General features: G+C 73.4%; 2 protein-coding genes and 1 pseudogene. All 3 read right to left on the bottom strand.

From position 1 onward, the window contains the following. Nucleotides 1-180 precede the first annotated feature (180 nt). Nucleotides 181-6,957 (bottom strand): type I polyketide synthase, encoded by a 6,777-nt coding sequence (locus OG331_RS41915; protein WP_406206892.1) that lies wholly within the window; start codon nucleotides 6,955-6,957, stop codon nucleotides 181-183. A gap of 62 nt (nucleotides 6,958-7,019) precedes the next feature. Then, nucleotides 7,020-10,325 (bottom strand): annotated as a pseudogene (locus tag OG331_RS41910) (type I polyketide synthase); the annotation flags it as partial. An 82-nt stretch (nucleotides 10,326-10,407) separates the two neighbouring features. Continuing rightward, nucleotides 10,408-24,360, bottom strand: a complete 13,953-nt coding sequence (locus OG331_RS41905) for a type I polyketide synthase (protein WP_406206889.1) — start codon at nucleotides 24,358-24,360, stop codon at nucleotides 10,408-10,410. Nucleotides 24,361-24,544: the final 184 nt, after the last annotated feature.

Below are 24,544 nucleotides of genomic sequence, written 5' to 3'. Positions count from 1 at the left end.
TTCGCGGACGTGGAAAGGGAGAGGGTGCGGGGAGGGAAGCGGAGGGGAGGGGAGGGGAGCGGAGGGGAGGGGAGCGGAGGGGAGCGGACGGAAGGTCGAGGAAACGGGACAGACCGCCCGGCTGCTCGCGGGGAGCAGCCGGGCGGCCGGCCGGAGGTGTCCGATCGGCGGACCCACCGGTCACGGGGCGGGCGGGAAGTGACCTTCCTGGACGAAGAACTCCACGTACCTGGCGAAGAGTTCGCGGGTCAGCGGCGGGCAGGTGATGTGCGTGCCGACGAGGGCCGCCTCGGTCTCGGTCGTGTCGATGGGCGGGTAGAAGCCGTCGGTGTCGGACGTCATCATCTCGAAGGCGTGCAGCAGCGGAAGCAAGGCGTTGTCCCGGTCGGACCGCACCGCTGCGCTCCACCGCTCACGGTCCGTCTCGTCGAGGCGGTACCCGAGTTCGCGCAGGTACGACACGCAGTCCGCGAGACTGAGCGAGCTCCGGTTGAACAGGTGGAAGGTGCCGCCGGCCGGCTCGCACTGCGAGATGCCCACGATGGCGGCGCTGACGTAGTCGACGGGGAGCAGATGGAAGCGGCCGTCGACACCGGCCGGCGCGGCCTGCGCCTGGAGGAGGCCCTTGAGGCTGAGCCAGACGAAGTCGCGGGTCTGGCAGGCCCCGTTGCGGGTGTCGCCGGAGATGACGTCGACACGGTGCACGGACACCGGCAGGCCCCGGTCCCGGGCCAGGCCGACGAGTTGTTCGGCGACCCACTTGGACTGGAGGTAGCCGCTGGGCAGCGCCTCGGCGGGGCCGGTCGGGTCGGTCACCTTCAGGGGAACGCCGGGCGTGACCGGGCCGTTGAAGACACCGACCGTGGAGATGTAGTGCACCGGCACCGTGCGATGGCGGGCCGCCAGGCGCAGGATCTCCCCGGTGCCGTGGACGTTGGCGGCGCGCAGTGCCTCGTAGGGGTGCAGCCAGTGCACGGTGGCGCCCGCGTGGTAGACCGCGTCCACGGTACGGGCGAGGTCGTCGAACACCTCCTCCGTCAGGCCGAGTCGCTCGTCGGCCAGATCCCCGGCGCGGACCCGCAGCCGGCTCTCGTCGATGTCGTCCCAGACGCGGTACCAGGTCAGGCTGGAGCGCAGGCGCCGGTACGCCGTCTCGTCGTCGGCGCCGCGCACCAGGCAGTGGACGCGGGCGGTCGTGGTGCGCATCAGATCGCGCACCAGGAACGCGCCGAGGAATCCGCTCGCGCCGGTGACCAGGATGTCGGACGGGTCGGTGACGGTACGGACCACCTCGTCCGCGGGGCGGATGTCGGCGGGCAGATCGAGGTCGGCGGCGTATTCCACGGCGAGGGCCGGCCCGGACGGCTCGGGCGCGTCCCGGGCCGCGAGGAGTTCGATGCGCAGGTGTGCTGCCAGGGCCCGGGGGGTCGGATGGTCGAAGACCAGGGTGGCCGCCAGCCGCAGGCCCGTGAGCGTCGCGAGCCGGTTACGGAGTTCGACCGAGGTGAGGGAGTCGAAACCGCTGCTCTGCAGCGGGCGTTCGGGGTCGGTTCCGGTGGGGTCGGTACGGCCGAGGACACGGGCGATCTCGGCCAGTACGGCATCGAGGACGACCGTGAGTTGCTCCTCTTCGCCGAGTCCGGCGAGGCGGTCGGTGAGCGCGGGCCCCGCGTCGGCCGCTCCGCGCGCCTTGGCGCGGGCCGGCACGCGCACCAACGACCTCAGCAGCACCGGCACCTGCGGCTGGCGGCGCAGGGCCGGGATGTCGAGGGGGGTGGCCACGAGGTACGGCCGGCCGGTGTCCAGAGCGAGGTCGAACAGGGCCGTGCCCAGCTCCTGGGGGACGGTGCGGAAGCCGCTGCGGGCGATCCGCTTGAGGTCCGTCTCGGTCAGACCGCCCGTCAGCCCGGTCTCCTGCTCCCACAGGCCCCAGGCGATGGACGTGGCGGGCAGCCCTGACGCGGCGCGGTGCTGGGCGAGGGCGTCAAGGTGGGCGTTGGCCGCGGCGTAGGTGGACTGGCCGGGGCCGCCGACAGCGGCGGCCACGGACGAGAACAGCACGAACGCCGTCAGGTCGGCGTCCCGGGTCAGTTCGTGCAGGGCCCACGCCGCGTCTGCCTTGGGCCGCAGTACGGCGTCGAGCCGCTGCGGGGTCTGCGAGCCGATGACGCCGTCGTCGAGGACACCGGCGGTGTGGACGACACCGCGCAGCGGGTGCTCCGCCGGCACCGACGCCAGGACGCGCGCCAGGGCGGTGCGGTCGGCCACGTCGCAGGCGGCCACGGTCACGGACGCGCCCAGGGCGTGCAGTTCGGAGCGCAGTTCCGTGGCGCCGGGGGCGTCCGGGCCGCGCCTGCTGACCAGCAGCAGGTGGCGGACGCCGTGGTGGGTGACCAGGTGACGTGCGAAGTGGGCGCCGAGCGATCCCGTACCGCCGGTGACCAGGACGGTGCCGTCGGCGTCCCAGACCGTGCGGGGGCCGTCGGTTGCGGGCTCCGGGAGCGGGGTGCGCAGCAGGCGCGGTACGTGGATTCGGGGCGCGCCGCCCGGGGTGGTCACGCGGATCGCGGCTTGCGGTTCGCCGGAGGCGACCACGGCGGACAACGCGTCGGGGACGGAGGAGGTGTCCACATCCACATCCAGGCCCAGGCCCGGGTCCAGGTCCAGGTCCAGGTCCAGGTCCGTGTCCGTGTCCGTGTCCGTGTCCGTGTCCACCAGGACGATCCGTCCCGGCGTCTCCGACTGGGCCGATCGCAGCAGGCCCCAGGCCGCCGCGGCGGCAGGGTCGGTGACGCCCTCGTCGCCGGTGACGGCCACGGCGCCGCGGGTCACGACGACCAGCGGCGTCGTGGCCAGGGTCTCCTGGGCGAGCCACTGGCGGGCCCAGGACAGGGCGAGGCCCACGGTGTCCCTTACGGCGTCCTCTGCGGCCGGCCCTGCCGGGGTGGTCAGGTCGAGGCGTACGGCCCCGATGGGCTCGCCGGTGGCCGTGGCGGCCGCGAACACGGCCTGGACGTCCGGGTGTGCGGAGGAGCCGAGGGTCAGCCAGTTCAGGGAGGCGGCGGGCAGAGGCCGGGGCAGCCACTCCACGTGGTGGAGCGCGTCGCGGTGCCGGGAGCGGGCGGCCCGCAAGGCTTCGGCGCGGACGGGGCCGACGGTTACGGCGTCGGCCACCGCGACGGGCTGTCCGGCCGGGTCGGTGAGGCGCACCGCGTAGGTGTCGTCGGCGCCGGGGAGCGGGGCGAGGTGGACGCGCAGGGAGCCAGCGCCGGTGGCGTACAGGCGCAGGCCGCGCCAGCGGGTCGCAGCGGGCGGCAGGCCGGGCAATCCGGTGGCGTACAGCGGCTGCAAAGCCGCCTCCAGCAGGGCCGGGTGGAGGCCGAACCCTTCGTCGCGTGGGTCGGCGTCGGAGGCCAGGTCCACCTCGGCGAACAGCTCACCGCCACGCCGCCACATCCGGGTGAGGCCTCGGTAGGCGGGCCCGTAGTGCACACCGGCGGCGGCGAAGCGGTCGTACAGAGCGGACGGGACGTCAGGGGCGTCAGGGGCGTCGATGCCGTCCAATTCGCTGCCGGTGCGCGGGACTGTGGTGGTGACCGGTTCGGCACCCGAGGCCGACTCGGCACCCGTGGCCGGCTCAACACCCGAGGCCGATTCGACTCCCCCAACCGACTCCCCGCCCGTGAGTGGCTCAACGTCGCTCGGCGGCCAAGGCGTGCCCGGTTCGGTGTCCGCCGAGGGGACGAGCGGACCCTCGCTCAGGAGTCCGTGCGCATGGCGCGTCCAGGACGCGTCGGCGTCGTCGGGCCTGGCGTGGACGGTGAGGACGCGTCGGCCGGCGGTGTCCGGTTCGCCGACGCGGACCTGGAGGTGCAGGGCCCCGTCGCGGGGGAGCACCAGCGGCGTGTCGACGACGAGTTCGTCCACCGCCGTACAGCCCGTCTCGTCTCCGGCCCGGACGGCCAGTTCGGCGAGGACCGTGTTCGGCACGACGGTTTCCCCTGCGACGGTGTGCGCGGCGAGTAGGTGGTTCGTGCGGGCCGACAGACGGGCCGTGAACAGGGCCTCGTCGCGGTCGCCGGGGAACAGCGCGGCGCCGAGGAGGGGATGATCGGTGCTGTCCAGCCCGAAGCCACCGGCGTCGCGGCTTCCGGCAACGAGCGCCTCGGCCCAGTAACGCTGGTGGCGGAAGGCATACGTCGGCAGCTGAACCCGGCGGGCTCCGGTGCCGGCGAAGAACGCCTCCCAGTCCACGGTCACGCCTCGCGCATGAAGCGTGCCGATGCCGTCGACCAGCGCTGACGGTTCGGTCCTGTCAGGTCGCTGGAGAGCATGTACGGCGATGTCGTCCCGGTCGGCGAGGACGGTCCGGGCAAGGGCGGTGAGGACGCCGCCGGGGCCGATCTCGACGACAGTGCGCACCCCTTGCTCGTACAGGGTGGTGACGGCGTCGGCGTAACGGACCGGTTCACGTACCTGGGTCACCCAGTAGTCCGCCGACCGCAGATCCTCACCCACAGCCACCCGACCCGTCACCGTCGACACCACCCCCAACCGAGGCGCCCCGTACCGCACCTCCTTCGCCACCGAACGGAACTCCTCCAACATCGGCTCCATCAACGGCGAATGAAACGCATGCGACACCTCCAACCGACGCACACGCCGACCCGGCAACGCCCCCAGCACCTCCCCCACCGCATCCCCGGCACCCGACACCACCACCGCCGACGGCCCATTCACCGCCGCAACCCCCACCCCATCACCACGACCACAACCACCGATCGCAGCCCGAACCTCCCCCTCCGAAGCCTCCACCGCGACCATCACACCCCCCGCCGGCAACCCCTGCATCAACCCCGCACGAGCCACCACCAACCGCCCAGCCTCACCCAGACCCATCACCCCCGCCACATACGCAGCAACCAACTCCCCCACCGAATGACCCACCACAAAATCAGGCCGCACACCCCACGACTCCACCAACCGGAACAACGCCACCTCAAACGCAAACAACCCCGGCTGCGTCCACCCCGTCCGCCCAAGCAAACCCGCCCCAGCAGAACCCTCCGACGCGAACAACACCTCCCTCAACGACCCGCCCAACAACGGATCCAACACCCCACACACCTCATCCAACGCCCCGGCAAACACCGGAAACGCCCCATACAACTCACGCCCCATCCCCGCCCGTTGAGCACCCTGACCGGAAAACACCACAGCCAGACCACCGGGGCGGGACAGGGCCTCGACGCTCGCGGGCGCGGCGCCCGGTTCGGCGGCGAGGTGGTGCAGGGCATCGGCCAGTTCGTCGCGGCCGGTTCCGGTCAGTACGACGCGGCGGTCGTGCAGGGTGCGTGTGGTCGCGAGGGAGTAGGCGAGGTCGGTGGCGGACTGCTCGGGGTGGGCGGCGACATGCTGGTGCAGCCGCCGGGCCTGGGCGCGCAGGGCGTCCTCGTCCGGGGCGGACAGGAGCCAGGACACGGCCGGGAGCGTCCGGTCCGGCGACTCCGGGGCGGCGGCCTCCGCTGCCGGGGCCGCCTCCCCCGCCGGGGCCTCCTCCAGGATGACGTGGGCGTTGGTCCCGCTCACGCCGAACGCCGAGACGGCGGCACGGCGCGGGGCCGATGCCCGGGCGGGCCACTCGCGGGCCTCGGTCAGCAACTCGACCGCACCGGACGTCCAGTCGACCATGGGCGTGGGCCGGTCGACGTGCAGGGTCCTGGGCAGCACTCCGTGCCGCATCGCCTGCACCATCTTGATCACGCCGCCCACGCCGGCCGCGGCGACGGTGTGGCCGATGTTGGACTTCAGCGAGCCGAGCCACAACGGCCGCTCCCGGTCCCGGCCGTAGGTCGCCAGCAATGCCTGTGCCTCGATCGGATCACCCAACCGCGTCCCCGTACCGTGTGCCTCCACGGCGTCCACGTCGGCCGGGCCGAGACGGGCGTTCTCAAGGGCCTGGCGAATGACGCGTTCCTGCGACGGGCCGTTGGGCGCCGTCAGACCGTTCGACGCACCATCCTGGTTCACCGCACTGCCCCGTACGACCGCCAGCACCCGATGCCCGTTGCGCACCGCGTCCGACAACCGCTCCACCACCAGCAGACCCACACCCTCCGACCAGGAGGTGCCGTCGGCGGCGGCCGCGAACGACTTGATGCGCCCGTCGGGGGCGAGTCCGCCCTGGCGTGAGAAGTCGACGAATCCACCCGGCGTCGCCGTGATCGTCGCTCCGCCGGCGAGCGCGAGGGTGGACTCCCCGCGGCGGACCGACTCCACCGCGAGGTGAAGGGCGACCAGCGACGAGGAGCAGGCGGTGTCGATCGAGACGGCCGGACCTTCGAGACCGAAGGTGTAGGAGATTCGGCCGGAAGCGACACTGCTGAGCTTCCCGGTCATGAGGTGGCCCTCGAGCTCGGACGGGCCTTCGAGTCCGAGGTAACTCTGCTCGATCACGCCGGCGAACACGGCTGTACGGCTGCCGCGCAGCGTGGCGGGGTCGATGCCAGCGTCCTCGAACGCCTCCCACGCCGTCTCCAGGAGAACGCGCTGCTGCGGGTCCATGGCGCGGGCCTCGCGGGGCGAGATGCCGAAGAAGTCGGCGTCGAACAGGGCGGCTCCGTCGAGGAATCCGGCATCCCGGGTGTACGACGTGCCGGGCTCGTCGCGGTCCGTGCTGTACAGGGCGTCGAGGTCCCAGCCGCGGTCCGTGGGGAACGGGCTGATGGCGTCCCTGCCTTCGGCGGCGAGGCGCCACAGGTCGTCCGGTGACTCGACGCCGCCCGGGAAGCGGCAGGCCATGCCCACGATCGCGACCGGTTCGGTGGCGGCCGACTCGAGCGTGTCGATGCGCTCGCGCGCCTTCCGCAGGTCGGCGGTGACCCACTTCAGGTAGTCGACGAGCTTCTGTTCCTTGGTCTGGGCCTGCTCCTGCGCACGGGACATGTCAGCGGACATGCGGAATCAGTCTCTCCTCGGTACCTGAAGGGATGGTGGTGCGGGCGGCGGGACGCGCGGCGTCAGTCCGCGGCCCGGCCGAGCTGTGTGTCGATGAAGTCGAAGATCTCGTCCGCGGACGCGTCCTGGAGGTCGGCGACCCCGGCCTCGGCGGCGGACGGGAACGATGCGTCGGCCGGTCCCGCGAGGCGGTCGGCCAGCGCCCGCAAGCGCTCGGACAGCGCCACGCGGGTCTCGTCGGGGTGCGAGCCGGCCACCGCCAGGGCGTCGACGGAGGCCTCCAGCCGGTCCAGTTCCTCGTTCGCGGTACGGGCCGGCGTGCTGCCGGGGCCGGGTGCGGCGGCCCGCGTCTGTACGTAGGCCGTGAGCGCGGCGGGGGTCGGATGGTCGAAGACGACGGTTGCGGGCAGCGGGAGACCGGTCTCGGCGCCGAGCCGGTTGCGCAGTTCGACGCCGGTCAGGGAGTCGAAGCCGAGTTCCTGGAACGGGCGGTGCGGCACGACGGCCGAGGTGTCGGGGTGCTTGAGCACCTTCGCGACCAGTTCCGTGACGAGGGTCAGGAGGTACTGCTCCCGCTGTGCCTCGCTCAGCGGCGCCAGCCTCTCGGCCAAAGGCACGATCCGGGGTGCCTCCTCCGGGACTTCGGGCGTGGCCGGCGAGACGGGACCGGCGTCATGGCTGCCGGTCACGCGTTCGTCGAGCCAGTACCGCTGGTGGTGGAAGGCGTACGTCGGCAGCTGAACCCGGCGGGCTCCGGTGCCGGCGAAGAACGCCTCCCAGTCGACGGTCACGCCTCGCGCATGAAGCGTGCCGAGCGCTTCGACCAGGGTTTCCGGCTCGGGGCGTCCCGCGCGGGTGGCGACCGTGGCGGTCAGGGCGTCGGGGTCACGGACGGCCTGGGCGGCCAGGGCGGCGAGGACTCCGCCGGGGCCGAGTTCCAGGAGTGTGGTGACGCCCTCGAACTCCAGGGTGGTGACGGCGTCGGCGTAGCGGACCGCTTCGCGTACCTGGGTCACCCAGTAGTCCGCCGACCGCAGATCCTCACCCACAGCCACCCGACCCGTCACCGTCGACACCACCCCCAACCGAGGCGCCCCGTACCGCACCTCCTTCGCCACCGAACGGAACTCCTCCAACATCGGCTCCATCAACGGCGAATGAAACGCATGCGACACCTCCAACCGACGCACACGCCGACCCGGCAACGCCCCCAGCACCTCCCCCACCGCATCCCCGGCACCCGACACCACCACCGCCGACGGCCCATTCACCGCCGCAACCCCCACCCCATCACCACGACCACAACCACCGATCGCAGCCCGAACCTCCCCCTCCGAAGCCTCCACCGCGACCATCACACCCCCCGCCGGCAACCCCTGCATCAACCCCGCACGAGCCACCACCAACCGCCCAGCCTCACCCAGACCCATCACCCCCGCCACATACGCAGCAACCAACTCCCCCACCGAATGACCCACCACAAAATCAGGCCGCACACCCCACGACTCCACCAACCGGAACAACGCCACCTCAAACGCAAACAACCCCGGCTGCGTCCACCCCGTCCGCCCAAGCAACGAACCTTCTGTAGCGAACAGCACCTCCCTCAACGACCCGCCCAACAACGGATCCAACACCCCACACACCTCATCCAACGCCCCCGCAAACACCGGAAACGCCCCATACAACTCACGCCCCATCCCCACCCGTTGAGCACCCTGACCGGAAAACACCACAGCCAGACCACCACCGGAGGGGGCGACCGGGGCCAGGTGACGGAGACCGTCGAGGAGTTCGGTGGCGTCGGCGCCCACGACCGCGGCGCGGTGCGGGAGAACGGCGCGGGTGGCGGCCAGGGAGTAGGCGATGTCCAGGGTGTCGGGGGCGCCTGGGGCCGAGGCGAAGGCGTGCAGGCGTTCGGCCTGGGCGGTGATTGCCTGGGGGGTGCGCGCGGACAGGAGCCACGGCAGTGCGGGCAGGGTACGCCCGCCGGTGGGCTCGGCGGGTGGGAGGGCCGGGGCCTCCTCCAGGATCACGTGTGCGTTGGTGCCGCCGAATCCGAAGGAGGAGACGCCCGCTCGACGCGGCGCTTCCTCACGCGCCGGCCACTCACGGGCCTCCGTCAGCAGCTCGACCGCACCCGTGTCCCACTCCACGAACGGCGAAGGCTCGTCCACGTGCAGCGTCCGGGGCAGGACTCCGTGCCGCATCGCCTGCACCATCTTGATCACGCCGCCGACACCCGCAGCAGCCTGCGCATGCCCGATGTTCGACTTCAACGACCCCAACAGCAGGGGCTGTTCACGGTCCTGGCCGTACGTCGCCAGCAGCGCCTGTGCCTCGATCGGATCACCGAGACGCGTGCCCGTGCCGTGTGCCTCCACCGCGTCCACCTCGGCGGCGGACAGACCGGCCGCGGCCAGCGCCTGCCGGATCACGCGCTCCTGGGACGGGCCGTTCGGCGCCGTCAGACCGTTCGATGCGCCGTCCTGGTTCACCGCACTGCCGCGTACGACCGCCAGCACCTGGTGGCCGTTGCGCACCGCGTCCGACAGGCGCTCCATCACCAGCAGACCCACACCCTCCGACCAGGCCACACCATCGGCCCCCGCCGCGAAGGACTTGCAGCGGCCGTCGGGAGACAGGCCCCGCAGGCGGGAGAACTCCAGGAAGGCCACCGGTGTCGACATCACCGTGACGCCGCCGGCGAGGGCGAGCGAGCACTCGCCGCCCCGCAGCGCGTTCACCGCCAGGTGCAGGGCGACCAGCGAGGATGAGCAGGCCGTGTCGACGGAGACCGCCGGGCCCTCGAAGCCGTAGGTGTAGGAGAGCCGGCCGACGGCGATGCTGCCGGCGCTGCCGCTGTACAGGTAGCCCTCGAAGTCCTCGGGGGGCAGGTGGGGGCGTGAGCCGTAGTCGTTGTACATCTGGCCGGTGAACACGCCCGTGTCCGAGCCGCGCAGGGCGGTGGAGTCGATGCCGGCGTGCTCGAAGGCCTCCCACGCCGTCTCCAGGAGCAGCCGCTGCTGCGGGTCGATCGCCATGGCCTCGCGCGGCGACATTCCGAAGAAGGCCGGGTCGAACTGGTCGGCGTCGTAGAGGAATCCGCCTTCGCGGGTGTACGAGGTGCCCGTGCGGTCGGGGTCCGGGTCGTAGAGGCCGTCCACGTCCCAGCCCCGGTTGCCGGGGAAGCCGCCGACGGCGTCGGTGCCGTCGGCCACGAGGCGCCACAGGTCGTCGGGCGAGGACACGCCGCCGGGGTAGCGGCAGGCCATGCCCACGATCGCGATCGGCTCGCGCTGCCTGTCCTCGACGTCCCGCAGCTGCCGGCGTGCCTCACGGGCATCGGCGACGGCCTTCTTGAGGTAGTCGCGGAGCTTGTCCTCGCCCGCCATGGTGTGTCAACTCCCGTGTGTCGTGTGGTGATCGGTGCCGTTGTGGGCGTTGGGTTCAGTTCAGTTCGTCGACGAGGGCGAACAACTCCTCGTCCGTGGCCGAGTCCAGGTCGTCGACCAGGTCGTCGTCCGGGTCGTCACCCAAGTCGTCGTCCAGGCCGTGGTTCCGGTCCTGGTCCGAGGTCCCGGCCGCGCTGTCGGCGGCGTCGAGGAGTTCCCGGAGGCGGGCGGTGATCCGGCCGTGTGCGGACGCGTCGGTGGCGGCTGCCTCGATGGCGGCTTCGAGCCTCGCCAGTTCCGCGAGCACCGGCTCGTCCGGCGAGGTCTCCTCGACGGTGAGCCGTTCGCCCAGGTACGTGGCGAGCGCCCTCGGCGTGGGCTGGTCGAAGACCAGGGTGGTCGGCAGCCGCAGTCCCGTCTCGGCGGCGAGCTGGTTGCGCAACTCGACGGCGGTGAGGGAGTCGAAGCCGAGTTCCTGGACGGGCCGGTCGGCGTCGATCGCCGTGTGGTCGGCGTGCCCGAGGACGGCGGCCACCCGGCCCCGTACGAGCTCCACCAGGGCCCGTTCCCGGTCCGGCGCGGACAGGACGGCGAGCCGCTCGGCGAGGCCCTGGCCCTGGCCCTCGGGACGGCCGACCGGGGTGTTGCCCGCGGCAGCGGGGCGGCGGGCACTGTTCCCGCTGTTCCCCCGCACGAGCCCGGCGAGAAGGGGAGGTACCTGGTCTCCCAGGGCGCGGATCGCCCGGGTGTCCAGCCGGGTGACGGCGAGCACGCTCTCGCCGGTGGCCGGGGCGGCGTCGAAGAGGGCCATCGCGTCGTCGGTGGCCAGGGGCAGGAGGCCGGAGCGGGCCAGACGGCGCAGGTCCGCCTCGGCCAGGTGGCCGGTGATGGTGCTGGTCTCCTCCCAGAGGCCCCAGGCAAGGGAGGTGGCGGGGAGCCCGGCAGCGCGGCGGTGGGCCGCCAGCGCGTCCAGGAAGGCGTTGCCCGCGGCGTAGTTGGCCTGGCCCGCCGTGCCCAGCAGGCCCGCGATCGACGAGTACAGAACGAACGCCCTGAGGTCCATGTCCCGCGTCAGCTCGTGCAGGTGCAAGGCGGCATCGACCTTGGGACGCAACACGGCGTCCAGCCGGTCAGCGGTCAGTCCCTCCACCGTCACGTCGTCCAGCACACCCGCCGTGTGCACCACACCGGACAGCTCGCCCACCTCGGCCAGCAGCGCAGTCAGGGCCGACCGGTCCGACACGTCACAGGCGGCCACGGTCACCGAAGCGCCCAGAGTCTCCAGCTCCGCACGCAACTCCCCCGCACCAGCGGCCGACTCACCACGCCGGCTCACCAGCACCAGCGACCGGACCCCGTGCTGCACCACCAGATGCCGGGCCACGACAGCGCCCAGCCCACCGGTGCCGCCGGTCACCAGCACCGGACCCGAACCCCACGACACCGCGCCCTGACCGGGCACAGCCCGCCGCAATCGGGGCACCAGCAACTCACCCGACCGCACCGCCGCCTGCACCTCACCCGAGGCGACTGCGGCCGGGAGGGCGGGCGTGTCGGCGGCGTCGAGGTCCAGGAGCCGGATGCGGCCCGGGCTCTCGGTCTGAGCCGAGCGCAGCAGGCCCCACAACGGGGCGTGCGCCAGGTCGGTGACGTCCTCGCCGGCCGCGGTGGCCACGGCACCTTGGGTGACGACCACGAGGCCGGAGTCCACGAACCGTTCGTCCTGGAGCCACTCCTGCACCTGGACGAGGGCCCGGTGCGCCGCCTCCCGCGCGGCGTCCGGCAGAGAGTCACCGGCCGGCGCGGGGGTGTGGGGAGCGAGGACGAGGGCAGGCAGGGGTTCGCCGGCGTCGACGGCGCGTGCCAGCTCGCCGAGGTCGGCGTAGGAGCGGACCGTGCCGGCCGGCAGGCCGAGGTCCGACGCCGGGCCGACGACCGCCCAGGCGGAGAGGTCGGCCGTGACGTCCGCCGTGGCCGGCCTGCTCCACTCGACCCGCAACAGGCCGTCGGCGGAGCCGGCGTCGGCGGCGCGCAGCGACTCGGCGGTCAGCGGGCGCAGGGTCAGCTCCGCCACGGTCGCGACCGGTGCGCCTGTGCCGTCGGCCACCGTGAGCGCGACCGTCGTGGAGCCGCTGTTCGCGGTCTCGGGGGCCGCGGCTCCGGCGAGCCGGACCCGCAGCACGGACGCGCCCGCGGCGGTCGCGCTCACTCCGGCCCAGGTGAACGGGAGCAGTGGTTCGCCTTCGTCACCGACGACTCCGGGCAGCAGCGGGTGCAGTGCGGCGTCGAGCAGCGCGGGATGGAGGGTGAACCGGCGCGCCTCGGTGCGCTGTTCGTCGCCGAGGGCGACCTCGGCGCAGAGGTCGTCCCCGACGGTCCACAGCCGGCGCAGGTTGCGGAACGCGGGCCCGTAGCCGTAACCCCGCTCGGCCAGACGCTCGTAGGCACCGGTGAGGTCGATCTCCCGGGCCCCGGCGGGGGGCCAGACAGTGAGCGCCTGAGCAGCCGTGTCGGTGCCGGCGCCGCGCAGAGTGCCGTAGGCGTGCAGGGTCCAGGTCCCGTCGTGGCCGGGGTCGCCGTGCGGCCGGGTGTGGATACGCAGCGGGCGGGTCGCGTCGGTGTCCTCGGCGCCGACGGACACCTGGAGGTGCACGCCGCCCCGCTCGGGCAGCACCAGCGGGGCGGCCAGGGTGAGTTCCTCGACCGTGGTGGCGCCCAGTTGTTCGCCTGCCCGGAGGGCGAGTTCGAGCAGTCCGGTGCCGGGCACGAGCACGGTCCCGGCGACGGTGTGCTCCGTCAGCCAGGGGTGCGTGCCGCGGGCCAGACGGCCGGTGAGGACGTGTTCGTCGCGGTCGGCCAGCGGGACGGCGGCGCCGAGCAGCGGATGGTCGGCGGGTACGAGTCCGAAGCCGGCGGCGTCGCTGACGGTGGTGGGCGCGTCGAGCCAGTAGCGCTGCCGCTGGAACGCGTAGAGCGGGAGGTCGGTCCCGCTCGCGCCGGGGAAGACGGTGTCCCACCGGACGTCGGTGCCGCGAGCGGCCAGCAGTCCGAGGGCGGCGGCGAACGCCTCCGTCTCGGAACGGCCCCTGCGCAGGACCGGGACCACGACCCCGGAGGCCGTCTCCAGGGACTCGGCGGCCAGGGCGCTCAGCACGCCGTCGGGGCCGAGTTCCAGCCACTCGGTGACGCCCCTGGCCTCCAGAAGGCGTACGCCGTCGAGGAAGCGGACGGCTTCGCGGATGTGGCGGGCCCAGTAGTCGGGCGAGGCCAGGTCCTCGGCCGTGGCGAGCTCGCCGGTGACGTTGGAGACGACGGGGATGCGCGGTTCGTGGAAGGTGAGGTCCGCGGCGAGGGAACGGAACTCGTCCAGGACCTCGTCCATGTGCGGCGAGTGGAAGGCGTGGCTGACGGGGAGGCGCTTGACCCGGGCGCCCTGCTTCTTGAACCGGGCGGCGAGCTCGTCCACGACGTCGTCGTCGCCGGAGATCACCGTGGCGCGCGGCCCGTTGACGCCGGCGACCGCCACCCGGTCGCCGTACGGTGCGAGCGCGGCGCGTACCTCGTCCTCCGCGGCTTCGACGGCCGCCATGGCACCACCCTCGCGCGCGGCCTGCATCAGCCGGCCGCGTTCGGCCACGAGGACGCAGGCGTCGGGCAGGTCGAGCACGCCCGCGAGGTGGGCGGCGGTGACCTCGCCGATGGAGTGGCCGAGCAGGAAGTCCGGGGTGAGGCCGTGGTGTTCGGCCAGGCGGAACAGCGCGGTCTCCAGGGCGAACAGGGCAGCCTGGGTGAACGCCGTCTGGTCGAGCAGCGCGGCGTCCGCGCTGTCCTCGGCGGCGAAGAGCACCGACTTCAGAGGGCGCATGAGTTCGGGGTCCAGGTGGGCGCACACCTCGTCGAGGGCTGCGGCGAACACCGGGGAGGCGGCGTACAGTTCGCGGCCCATTCCGAGGCGCTGGGCGCCCTGCCCGGTGAGCAGGAAGGCGGTCCTGCCGCGCGGGGGCGCGGGGGTGCGCTGCGCCGCCGGGGTGGTCTCGCCGCGGCTCAGCGCGGCGAGTCCGTCGAGCAGTTCGGTGCGGTGCCGGGCGACCACCAGGGCTCCGCGGCTGTGCCGGGCGCGCCGGGTACCGAGGGACCAGCCGAGGTCCGTGAGGGACTGTTCGGGGTGGCTTTCGAGGTGGTCGTGCAGGCGCTGGGCCTGGGCGCGCAGTGCCGGTTCGTCCCGTGCGGACAGCACGAACGGAACGGGCCCGGACGGCTCCGACCGCTCGACGGCGGCGGCGTCTGTGGCCACGAACTCCTCAACCACCACGTGCGCATTCGTCCCGCTGATGCCGAACGAGGAGACACCGGCTCGACGCGGCACACCGTCCCGCGCGGTCCACTCCCGGGCCTCGGTCAGCAGCTCGACCGCGCCCGTGTCCCACTCCACATACGGCGAAGGCTCGTCCACGTGCAGTGTCCGGGGCAGGACTCCGTGCCGCATCGCCTGCACCATCTTGATCACGCCGCCGACACCCGCAGCCGCCTGGGCATGCCCGATGTTCGACTTCAACGACCCGAGAAGCAGGGGTCGTTCGCGGTCCTGGCCGTAGGTCGCCAGCAGCGCCTGTGCCTCGATCGGATCGCCGAGACGTGTGCCCGTGCCGTGTGCCTCCACCGCGTCCACCTCGGCGGCGGACAGACCGGCCGCGGCCAGCGCCTGCCGGATCACGCGCTCCTGGGACGGGCCGTTCGGCGCCGTCAGACCGTTCGATGCGCCGTCCTGGTTCACCGCACTGCCGCGTACGACCGCCAGCACCTGGTGGCCGTTGCGCACCGCGTCCGACAGGCGCTCCACCACCAGCAGACCCACACCCTCCGACCAGGCCACACCATCGGCCCCCGCCGCGAAGGACTTGCAGCGGCCGTCGGGGGACAAGCCCCGTTGGCGGGAGAACTCGACGAAGACGTGCGGACTGGCCATGACGGTCACGCCGCCGGCGAGGGCCAGGGAGCACTCGCCGCCCCGCAGCGCGTTCGCCGCCAGGTGCAGGGCGACCAGCGAGGACGAGCAGGCCGTGTCGACCGTGACCGCCGGGCCCTCGAAGCCGTAGGTGTAGGAGAGCCGTCCCGACACCACGCTGGAGAGGTTGCCCGCGAGCAGGAAGCCCTCGTACTCCTCGGGGCTGGCCGCGAGGCGGGACGCGTAGTCGTCGTACATGGCGCCGGTGAACACGCCGGTGTCCGAGCCGTGCAGGGCGGTGGGGTCGATGCCGGCGTGTTCGAAGGCCTCCCAGGCCGTCTCCAGCAGCAGTCGGTGCTGCGGGTCCATGGCGGTGGCCTCACGCGGCGGGATGCCGAAGAAGGCGGGGTCGAACCGGTCGGCGTCGTGCAGGAATCCGCCGTGCCGGACATAGGAGGTACCTGTGTGGGCGGGATCCGGGTCGTAGAGGCCGTCGAGGTCCCAGCCGCGGTTTCCGGGGAACTCGCTGATCGCGTCCCCGCCTTCCAGGACCAGGCGCCAGAGGTCGTCCGGTGAGGCGACGCCGCCGGGGAAGCGGCAGGCCATGCCGACGATCGCGATGGGTTCGTCGTGGTCGGCGGTGGGCCGCGCGGTGCGGGCCGGGACCGGGGCGGCGGTGTCCGCGATCCGGGTGAGCAGGTGGTCGACGACCGCGTCGGGCGTCGGGTGGTCGAAGACGACGGTGGCGGACAGCCGTAGTCCGGTGGCGGTGTTCAGGCGGTTGCGCAGTTCGACGCCGGCGAGGGAGTCGAAGCCGCTGTCCTTGAAGGCGCGCCTGGGATCGAGGCGTTGCGGGTCGGTGTGGCCGAGGACGCCGGCCACGATGCCGCGGACCATGTCGAGAACGGTTTCGCGGCGCCGTTCCTGCGGCAGTGCGACGATCCGCTGCGCCCATGTGGTGCCCTCACCGCCCTCGTCGGCCGCGCGCGCCGCCGTGCGCCGGGAGCGGGCCGGGGCGAGGTCGCGCAGCAGGGGTGAGGACTCCGCGCGCAGTGCACGCGGCTCGAAGACCACGGGGACGCGCAGCGCGTCGTCGCCGGTCAGGGCCGCGTCGAAGAGGGCCAGGGCCTGCTCGGGGGTGAGGGTCCTGATGCCCTGGCGCGTCCAGCGGGCGAGGTCGGCGTCGCCGAGGGTGCCGCCCATGCCGTGGGTGCCGTCCCACAGGCCCCAGGCGAGGGACGTGGCGGGAAGCCCGGCAGCCCGGCGGTGTGCCGCCAACGCGTCCAGGAAGGCATTGCCCGCCGCGTAGTTCGCCTGGCCTGCCGTGCCCAGCAGACCCGACACCGACGAGTACAGGACGAACGCGCCGAGCGCCATCTCCCGGGTCAGCTCGTGCAGATGCCATGCCGCGTCCACCTTCGGACGCAACACGCTGTGCAGGCGGTCGGCCGACAGCCCCTCCACCGTCACGTCGTCCAGCACACCCGCCGTGTGCACCACACCCGACAGCTCGCCGACCTCGGCCAGCAGGGCCGCCAGCGCCGAACGATCGGACACATCACACGCCGCCAGCGTCACGGCAGCGCCCAGGGCTTCCAGCTCCGACCTCAACTCCCGTGCGCCGGGGGCCGATTCGCCGCGTCGACTCACCAGCACCAGCGACCGCACCCCGTGCGCCGCCACCAGATGCCGGGCCACGACAGCGCCCAGCCCACCGGTGCCACCCGTCACCAACACCGGGCCGGAGCCCGAGCCCCACGACACCGCACCACCGTCGCTGGGCGCGGCTCGCCGCAGCCTGGGCACGGCCAGCCCACCCGACCGAAGCGCCACCTGTCCCTCACCGGACGTGAGGGCGGCGGCCAGTAGCCGGTCGTCGGCGGACATCTCCTCGTCCGCGTCGATCAGGACCACACGGTCCGGGTGTTCGGACTGAACGGTGCGCAGCAGACCCCACAACGGGGCCTGGGCCGGCTCCGGGACGAGGTCGCCCGGTGCGGCGGCCACGGCACCGCGGGTGAGCACCGCGAGGCGGGCGGCGGTCGGACGCTCGTCGGCGAGGAAGTTCTGCACGAGGTGCAGGAAGACCTCCGCGGTGTGGTGGGCGGCGGCCGCCACGTCGCCGTGTCCGCCGGCGGCGGGGGCGCGCACGAGCACCACGTCGGCCGTGTCGTCCACCTGCGAGAGGTCGGACGCCTCCACGACGTGCGGGGCGGCGGCGTCGGGTGCCGTGACCGGCGTCCACTCCACGGCGTACAGGGAGTCGTTGAGCCGCTGCTCCGAGCGGAGCCGGTCCTTGGCGACCGGGCGCAGGGCGAGGGACTCCACGCTCATGACCGGCGCGCCGACGGTGTCCGCGGCGTGCAGCGCGTAGGTGCCGGATCCGCCGGGCTCGATCCGTACCCGGAGCGTGTCGGCGCCGGCTGCGTGCAGGGACGCGCCGGACCAGGCGAACGGCAGCCTGATGGTGTCCGCCGCGGTGTCGTCCCCGGCGGCGTGCAGGACGACCGGGTGCAGGAGCGCGTCGAAGAGGGCGGGGTGCAGTCCGTACCGGTCGGCGCCGTCCTTGTGCGCGTCGGGCAGGGCGACCTCGGCGTACAGCGCGTCGGCCGTGCGCCACAGACGCGTGAGGCCCTGGAAGGCGGGGCCGTAGGCGTAGCCGAGTGCGGTGAGGCGTTCGTAGGCGTCGTCCAGTGCGACCTCGTCGGCGCCGGCGGGCGGCCACTGCCGCAGGTCGGGTCCGGTCGGTGGGGTGCCGCCGAGGGTGCCGGAGGCGTGTCGCGTCCATACGCGCTCGGCATCCGTGCCGTGCTCGGAGGCGCTGTCGGGGCCGGCGTGGATCTCCACGGGCCGGTTGCCGGTGGCGTCCGGAGCGCCGACGGCTACCTGGACGCGTGCGGCGCCCCGCTCCGGCAACTCCAGCGGGGCTTCCAGGGTCAGTTCGTCGATCTGGTCGATGCCGAAGCGGCCCGCCGCGGCCAGGGCCAGCTCCAGGAACGCGGTGGCGGGCACGAGGACCGTCCCGGCGATGGCGTGGTCGGCGAGCCAGGGCTGGTCGGTGACGGCGAGGCGGCCGGTCAGGACCAGCCCGTCGCTTCCGGCCAGTTCCATCGAGGCGTGCAGCAGCGGGTGACCGGCCGGGTCGAGGCCCAGGCCCCGTGCGTCGAGCGGCCGTCCGGGCGTCAGCCAGTAGCGCTCCCGCTGGAAGGGGTACGTCGGCAGGTCGACGAGGCGGGCGCCGGGGTGGAACGTCTCGGCCGCGAGCGGAGCGCCGCCCGCCCAGGCCGCGGCGACCCCGGCGAGGAAGGTCTCGCCCTCGGCGCGGGCAGCGCGCAGCAGCGGGACGACGACCGCGTCCGCGTCGGGCAGGGCGGCGCGGGTCAGCGGGGCCAGCACGGCGTCGGGCCCGGTCTCGACGAACACGGTGGCGCCGTGCCGGTGCAAGGTGCGGGCGGCGTCGACGAACCGTACGGGCCGGCGGATCTGCTGCGCCCAGTAGCCGGGCGAGGTCAGTTCGTCGGGGCCGGCGAGTTCGCCGGTGACCGTGGAGACGATCGGGATACGCGGCCCGTGGAAGGTGAGGCTCTCGGCGACGGCACGGAACTCGTCCAGGACGTCGTCCATGTGCGGCGAGTGGAAGGCGTGGCTGACCTGGAGCCGACGGGTGCGGCGGCCTCGGCCACGCCACTGTCCGGCCAGGTTCTCGGCCGCGTCCTCGTCGCCCGAGATCACGACGGAGTCGGGAGCGTTGACGGCGGCCAGGGCCACCCGGCCCGCCGTCTTCTCCAGGTCTGCGGCGAGTTCGGCCTCGGTGGCCTCGACAGCGATCATCGCGCCGCCCGCCCGAGCCGCCTCCATGAGCCTGCCCCGGGCCGCGACCAGCCGGGCCGCGTCGGCGAGGGACAGCACGCCCGCGACATGGGCCGCGGCGAGTTCGCCGATGGAGTGCCCGGCGAGCAGGTCCGGTGCCGTGCCGTGGTGGGCGAGGAGCCGGAACAGGGCGACCTCGACGGCGAACAGGGCGGGCTGGGTGTAGGCGGTGCGGTGCAGCAGCCTGCCGGGCTCGCTGTCCGCGTCGGCGAACATCACCGTGCGCAGCGGCAGTTCGAGGTGCTCGTCGAGAGCCGCGCACACCTCGTCCAGGGCCGCCGCGAACACCGGGGAAGCGGCGTACAGTTCGCGGCCCATGCCGGCGCGCTGGGCGCCCTGCCCGGTGAACAGGAAGGCGGTGCGGCCCGCGCCGGCAGCGCTGCCGGCGACGACCTGTGCGGTCTCCTCGCCCTGGGCCAGGGCGGCGAGTCCGGCGAGGAGCGTGTCGGTGTCCGTGGCGGTGATCACGGCGCGCTGAGGCAGGGCGGTGCGGGTGACGGCGAGGGACGCGCCGGTGTCGGCGAGGTGCGCGCCGCTCTCGGCGACGAAGTCGTGCAGTCGCCCGGCCTGGGCGCGCAGTGCCGGTTCGTCCTGCGCGGACAGCACGAACGGAACGGGCCCGGACGGCTCCGGCCGCTCGACAGCAGCCTCCTCCGGCACCACGAACTCCTCGACCACCACATGCGCGTTGGTCCCGCTGATGCCGAAGGAGGAGACACCCGCGCGACGTGGTGCGTCCTCCCGCGCGGCCCACTCACGCTCCTCGGTCAGCAGCTCGATCGAGCCCGCGTCCCACTCCACGAACGGCGAGGGCTCGTTCACGTGCAGCGTGCGCGGCAGTACACCGTGCCGCATCGCCTGCACCATCTTGATCACACCACCGACACCCGCAGCAGCCTGCGCATGCCCGATGTTCGACTTCAACGACCCCAGGAACAAAGGTCGTTCACGGTCCTGGCCGTAGGTCGCGAGCAACGCCTGCGCCTCGATCGGATCGCCCAACCGCGTCCCCGTACCGTGCGCCTCCACCGCGTCCACCTCGGCAGGGGTGAGACGGGCGTCGGACAGGGCGTCGCGGATGACGCGCTGTTGGGAGGGGCCGACCGGGGCGGTGAGGCCGTTGCCGGTGCCGTCCTGGTTGATCGCGCTGCCTCTGATGACGGCGAGGACGCGGTGGCCGTGCCGGCGGGCGTCCGAGAGACGCTCCACGACGAGGAGGCCGACCCCCTCCGCCCAGGAAGTGCCGTCGGCGGACGCGGCGAAGGACTTGGAGCGCCCGTCCCCCGCCAGGCCGCGCTGGCGGGAGAACTCCACGAACATGCCGGGCGACGACATGACGGTCGCGCCGCCCGCGAGGGCGAGGTTGGTCTCCCCGCTGCGCAGCGACCGTACGGCCATGTGCAGGGCGACCAGTGAGGAGGAGCAGGCCGTGTCGACGGTGACCGCCGGGCCGATCAGCCCGAGTTGATAGGCGATGCGTCCGGACATCACGCTCGGCGTGGTGCCGGTGAGGAGATGCCCCTCGACGGTGTCGGGTGCCTCGTGCATCCGGGGCCCGTAGTCGAGGGTGGTGGCGCCCACGAACACGCCGGTACGGCTGCCCTTGAGGGTGGCGGCGTCCAGGCCGGCACGCTCGACGGCCTCCCAGGCGGTCTCCAGGAGAAGGCGCTGCTGCGGGTCCATGGCGAGGGCCTCGCGGGGCGAGATCCCGAAGAACTCGTTGTCGAACAGGGCCGCTTCGTGCAGGAAGCCGCCCTCACGGACCGTGCTGTGTCCGCCGTGGGTGGGGTCGGCGTCGTACAGGTCGGCGTCCCAGCCCCGGTCGGCGGGGAAGCCGGAGATGGCGTCGCGGCCGTCGGCGACCAGGCGCCACAGCTCCTCGGGAGAGGTGACGCCGCCCGGATAGCGGCAGGCCATGCCGACGATGGCGATGGGTTCGTGCGTCAGGTCGGAGGTGCCGCGCCCGGCGCGGTCCTCGGCGGGGGCGCCGGTCTCCGGGCCGGCGAGCAAGATGGTGAGGTGGGCGATCAGGGCGGCCGGGGTGGGGTGGTCGAACAGCAGGCCGCTGGGCAGCTTCAGGCCGGTGGCGGCGGCGAGCGCGTCGCGCAGCTCGACCGACATGAGGGAGTCGAAGCCGAGGTCCTTGAACGCGGCGTGCGGGTCGACGCGTTGGACGTCGGTGTGCTCCAGCACGGCGGCGACCTGCGCCAGCACGAGGGCGGTGGCGTCGGGGCCCGCAGCTCGGGCCGGGGCGGCCAGGGGTACGGCGTCCTCGGGCGGAGGAGCTGCAGCCGCGGGGGCTGCCATGTCGTCGATTCGCGCGGTGCCCTCAGCCACAGGGGCGGCCGGGCCGTCGATCCAGTGGCGCTCGCGCTGGAAGGCGTAGGTGGGCAGGGGGACGCGGCGGCCGGGGCCGTCGGCATGCACGGCGGCCCAGTCGACGGGCGTGCCGCGGACGAACGCGGCTGCGACGCCCGCGAACAGGGACCGCACCTCGGCACGCCCGGCGCGGAGCGTGGCGACGGGCGCGGCGGTCCCGGTGTCGCCGGCGCTCGCGGCGGCCAGCGCCGTCAGGACGCCGTCGGGCCCAAGCTCCAGCAGGGTGGCGGCGTTCAGGTTCTCCAGGGTGCGTACGGCGTCGAGGAAGCGCACCGGGCGGCGTACCTGCTCGACCCAGTAGTCGGCCGAGGTCCACTGGCCCGGCTCGACGACGGTGCCGGACACGGTGGACACGGCCGGGATCCGCGGTTCGTGGAACGTCAGTTGCCGCACTACGGCGCGGAACGCCTCCAGCATCGGGTCCATGAGCGGGGAGTGGAAGGCATGGCTGACCGTGAGGCGATGGGTCTTACGGCCCTGCGCCGCGAGGTGCTCCGCGACGGCGGTGACGCTGTCGTGCGCACCGGAAAGCACCACGGAGCGCGGCCCGTTGACGGCGGCGACCGCCACCGGCCCCGCCTGCGCAGCGATCAGCGGCGCCACCTCGTCCTCGGTGGCCTGTACGGCGATCATGGCGCCGCCGGCCGGCAGTTCCTGCATGAGCCGGCCCCGGGCGGCGACGAGGCGGGCGGCGTCGTCGAGCGACAGCACGCCGGCGACGTGCGCGGCGGCGACCTCGCCGATGGAGTGTCCGGCCACGTGGTCGGCGGCGACGCCCCAGGAGGTGACGAGGCGGTACAGGGCGACCTCGACGGCGAACAGCGCCGGCTGGGTCCACGCGGTGTCGTCCAGGCCGGTCCCGGAGTCCACCACCTCGGCGAGGGGGCGGTCGAGCAGCGGGGCGAAGGCCTGGCACACCTCGTCGAATGCAGCGCGGAACACCGGGAAGGCGGCGCGCAGTTCCCGTCCCATGCCGGCGCGCTGGGCGCCCTGCCCGGTGAACAGGAAGGCCGTCGTGCCGGGGCGGACCGCGCCCGTGACGACCTGCGCGGAGGTCCGGTGCTCTGCCAGGGCGGACAGGCCGGCGACCATCCCGGCGTGGTCGTCGGCGAGCACGACGGCACGGTGGTCGAAGACGGTGCGGGTGGTGGCCAGGGACCGGCCGACGTCCTCGGGACGCGGCTCGGGTACGGCGGTCACGGCGGCCAGCAGCCGGTCCGCCTGGGCAGCGAGGGCGGCCGGGCCGCGCCCGGAGACGACCCAGGGCAGGAGGGTGCCGCTCGGTTCGGGGGCGGGGGCCTTCGGCTCGGCCTGGGGCGCGGGGGCGCCCTTCGCAGCGGGAGCTGCGGGAGCTGCGGGCTTCGCGTCGGCCGAGGGCAGGGGGACGTCCCCCGCCTCGGGACCGGCGGGCTTCGCGTCGGCCGAGGGCGACAGGACGCCGTCCGCCTCAGAGGCGCCGGCTTTCGACGCCACCGGCCGCTTCGGCCCCTCCCCCACCACCACATGGGCGTTGGTGCCGCCCATGCCGAACGACGAGACGCCGGCGATCAGCGGCCGGTCGGGGGCGGGCCAGTCGCCGGTCTCGTGCTGTATCTCCAGGCCGAGGTCGGCCAAGGGGATCGCCGGGTTGGGGGTGGCGAAGTTGAGGCTGGCGGGCAGGCGGCGGTGGCGCAGTGCCAGCAGGGTCTTGATGAGGCCGACGATGCCCGCGGCGCCCTCCAGGTGACCCACGTTGGTCTTGGCGGACCCGACGCGCAGCGGGGCGGCGTCGGCGCGGGACGCTCCGAGCACCGCGCCCAGCGCCGCGGCCTCGATCGGATCGCCGACCGGGGTGCCGGTGCCGTGCAGTTCGACGTACTGGACGGCGTCGAGGTCGAGGCCGCTGCGGTCGTACGCCTCGCGCAGGACCCGTTGCTGGGTCTCCTGGCCGGGGACGGTCAGTCCGGGGGTCGAGCCGTCGTTGTTGACGGCGCTGGCGTGGATCACGCCGAGGACGTCGTCGCCGTCCGCGAGGGCCCGGGACAGCGGCTTGAGGACGACGGCGCCGCCGCCCTCGCCGCGCACGAAGCCGTTGGCGCGGGCGTCGAAGGTGTACGTGGTGCCGTCGGGGGAGAGTCCGCCGAAGCGCTCCCCGGCGACCGCGGCCTCGGCGAGGATGTTGAGGTTGACGCCGGCGACGATGGCGGCGTCGGACTCGCCGGTGCGCAGGGACTCGCACGCCAGGTGCACGGCGACGAGCGAGGAGGACTGCGCCGAGTCGACGGTGAGGCTGGGGCCGCGCAGGCCGAGGTGGTAGGACACCCGGTTGGCGATCACGCCGCGGTTGACGCCGGTCATGGTGTGCTGGGTGACGGACCGGGCGCCGTGCTGGTAGAGCAGCGCGGCGTAGTCGTCGCGCAGGGTGCCGACGAAGACGGCGGTGCGGCTGCCGCGCAGGGTGGCCGCGACGATGCCGGCGTTCTCCAGTGCCTCCCAGGCCAGTTCGAGCACGAGGCGCTGCTGCGGGTCCATGACGCGCGCCTCGCGCGGGGCTATGCCGAAGAAGCCGGCGTCGAAGGTGTCGACGCGTTCCAGGAAGCCGCCGTGGCGCAGGCCGGGTTCGGTGCCGGTGGGTGCGGCCTCGGCCTCGCCGGTCGCGGACGTCCAGCGGTCCCGGGGTACCGGGGTGATGGCGGAGGTGCCGGTGCTGAGCAGGTCCCAGAAGGCCTCGGGATTTCCGGCTCCGGGCAGGCGGCAGGAAAGGCCGACGACCGCGATTGCCTCGCTCTGTGCACGGCGCGTCCTCATCGATTCGGACTGGTGCTGATTCGTCATCGCGCTCGACTGCCCTTTCCTGCCGAATTACCGCAAGGCTCTTGAGTGGGGGAATGTTCGGCCCGATCGTAGGCAGGGTGGTCTCTCCCCCTTCTCAGTGTTCGGCCTCGCTTCGGTAATTCGGCACGATCGGTTCGCCGGATAAACCGCGCCGGAAAAAGAGAAGGCGCCATGACCGGGCGAT

This window comes from Streptomyces sp. NBC_01017, from assembly GCF_045162795.1.
Lineage (GTDB): Bacteria > Actinomycetota > Actinomycetes > Streptomycetales > Streptomycetaceae > Streptomyces > Streptomyces machairae.
Note: the sequence above shows the minus strand (reverse complement) of the source record. Positions and strands in the feature narration are given on the sequence as shown.

Coding starts and splice junctions, on each gene's coding strand:
- OG331_RS41915 (WP_406206892.1), bottom strand. CDS start 6,957: ATGTCCGCTGACATGTCCCGTGCGCAGGAGCAGGCCCAGACCAAGGAA.
- OG331_RS41905 (WP_406206889.1), bottom strand. CDS start 24,360: ATGACGAATCAGCACCAGTCCGAATCGATGAGGACGCGCCGTGCACAG.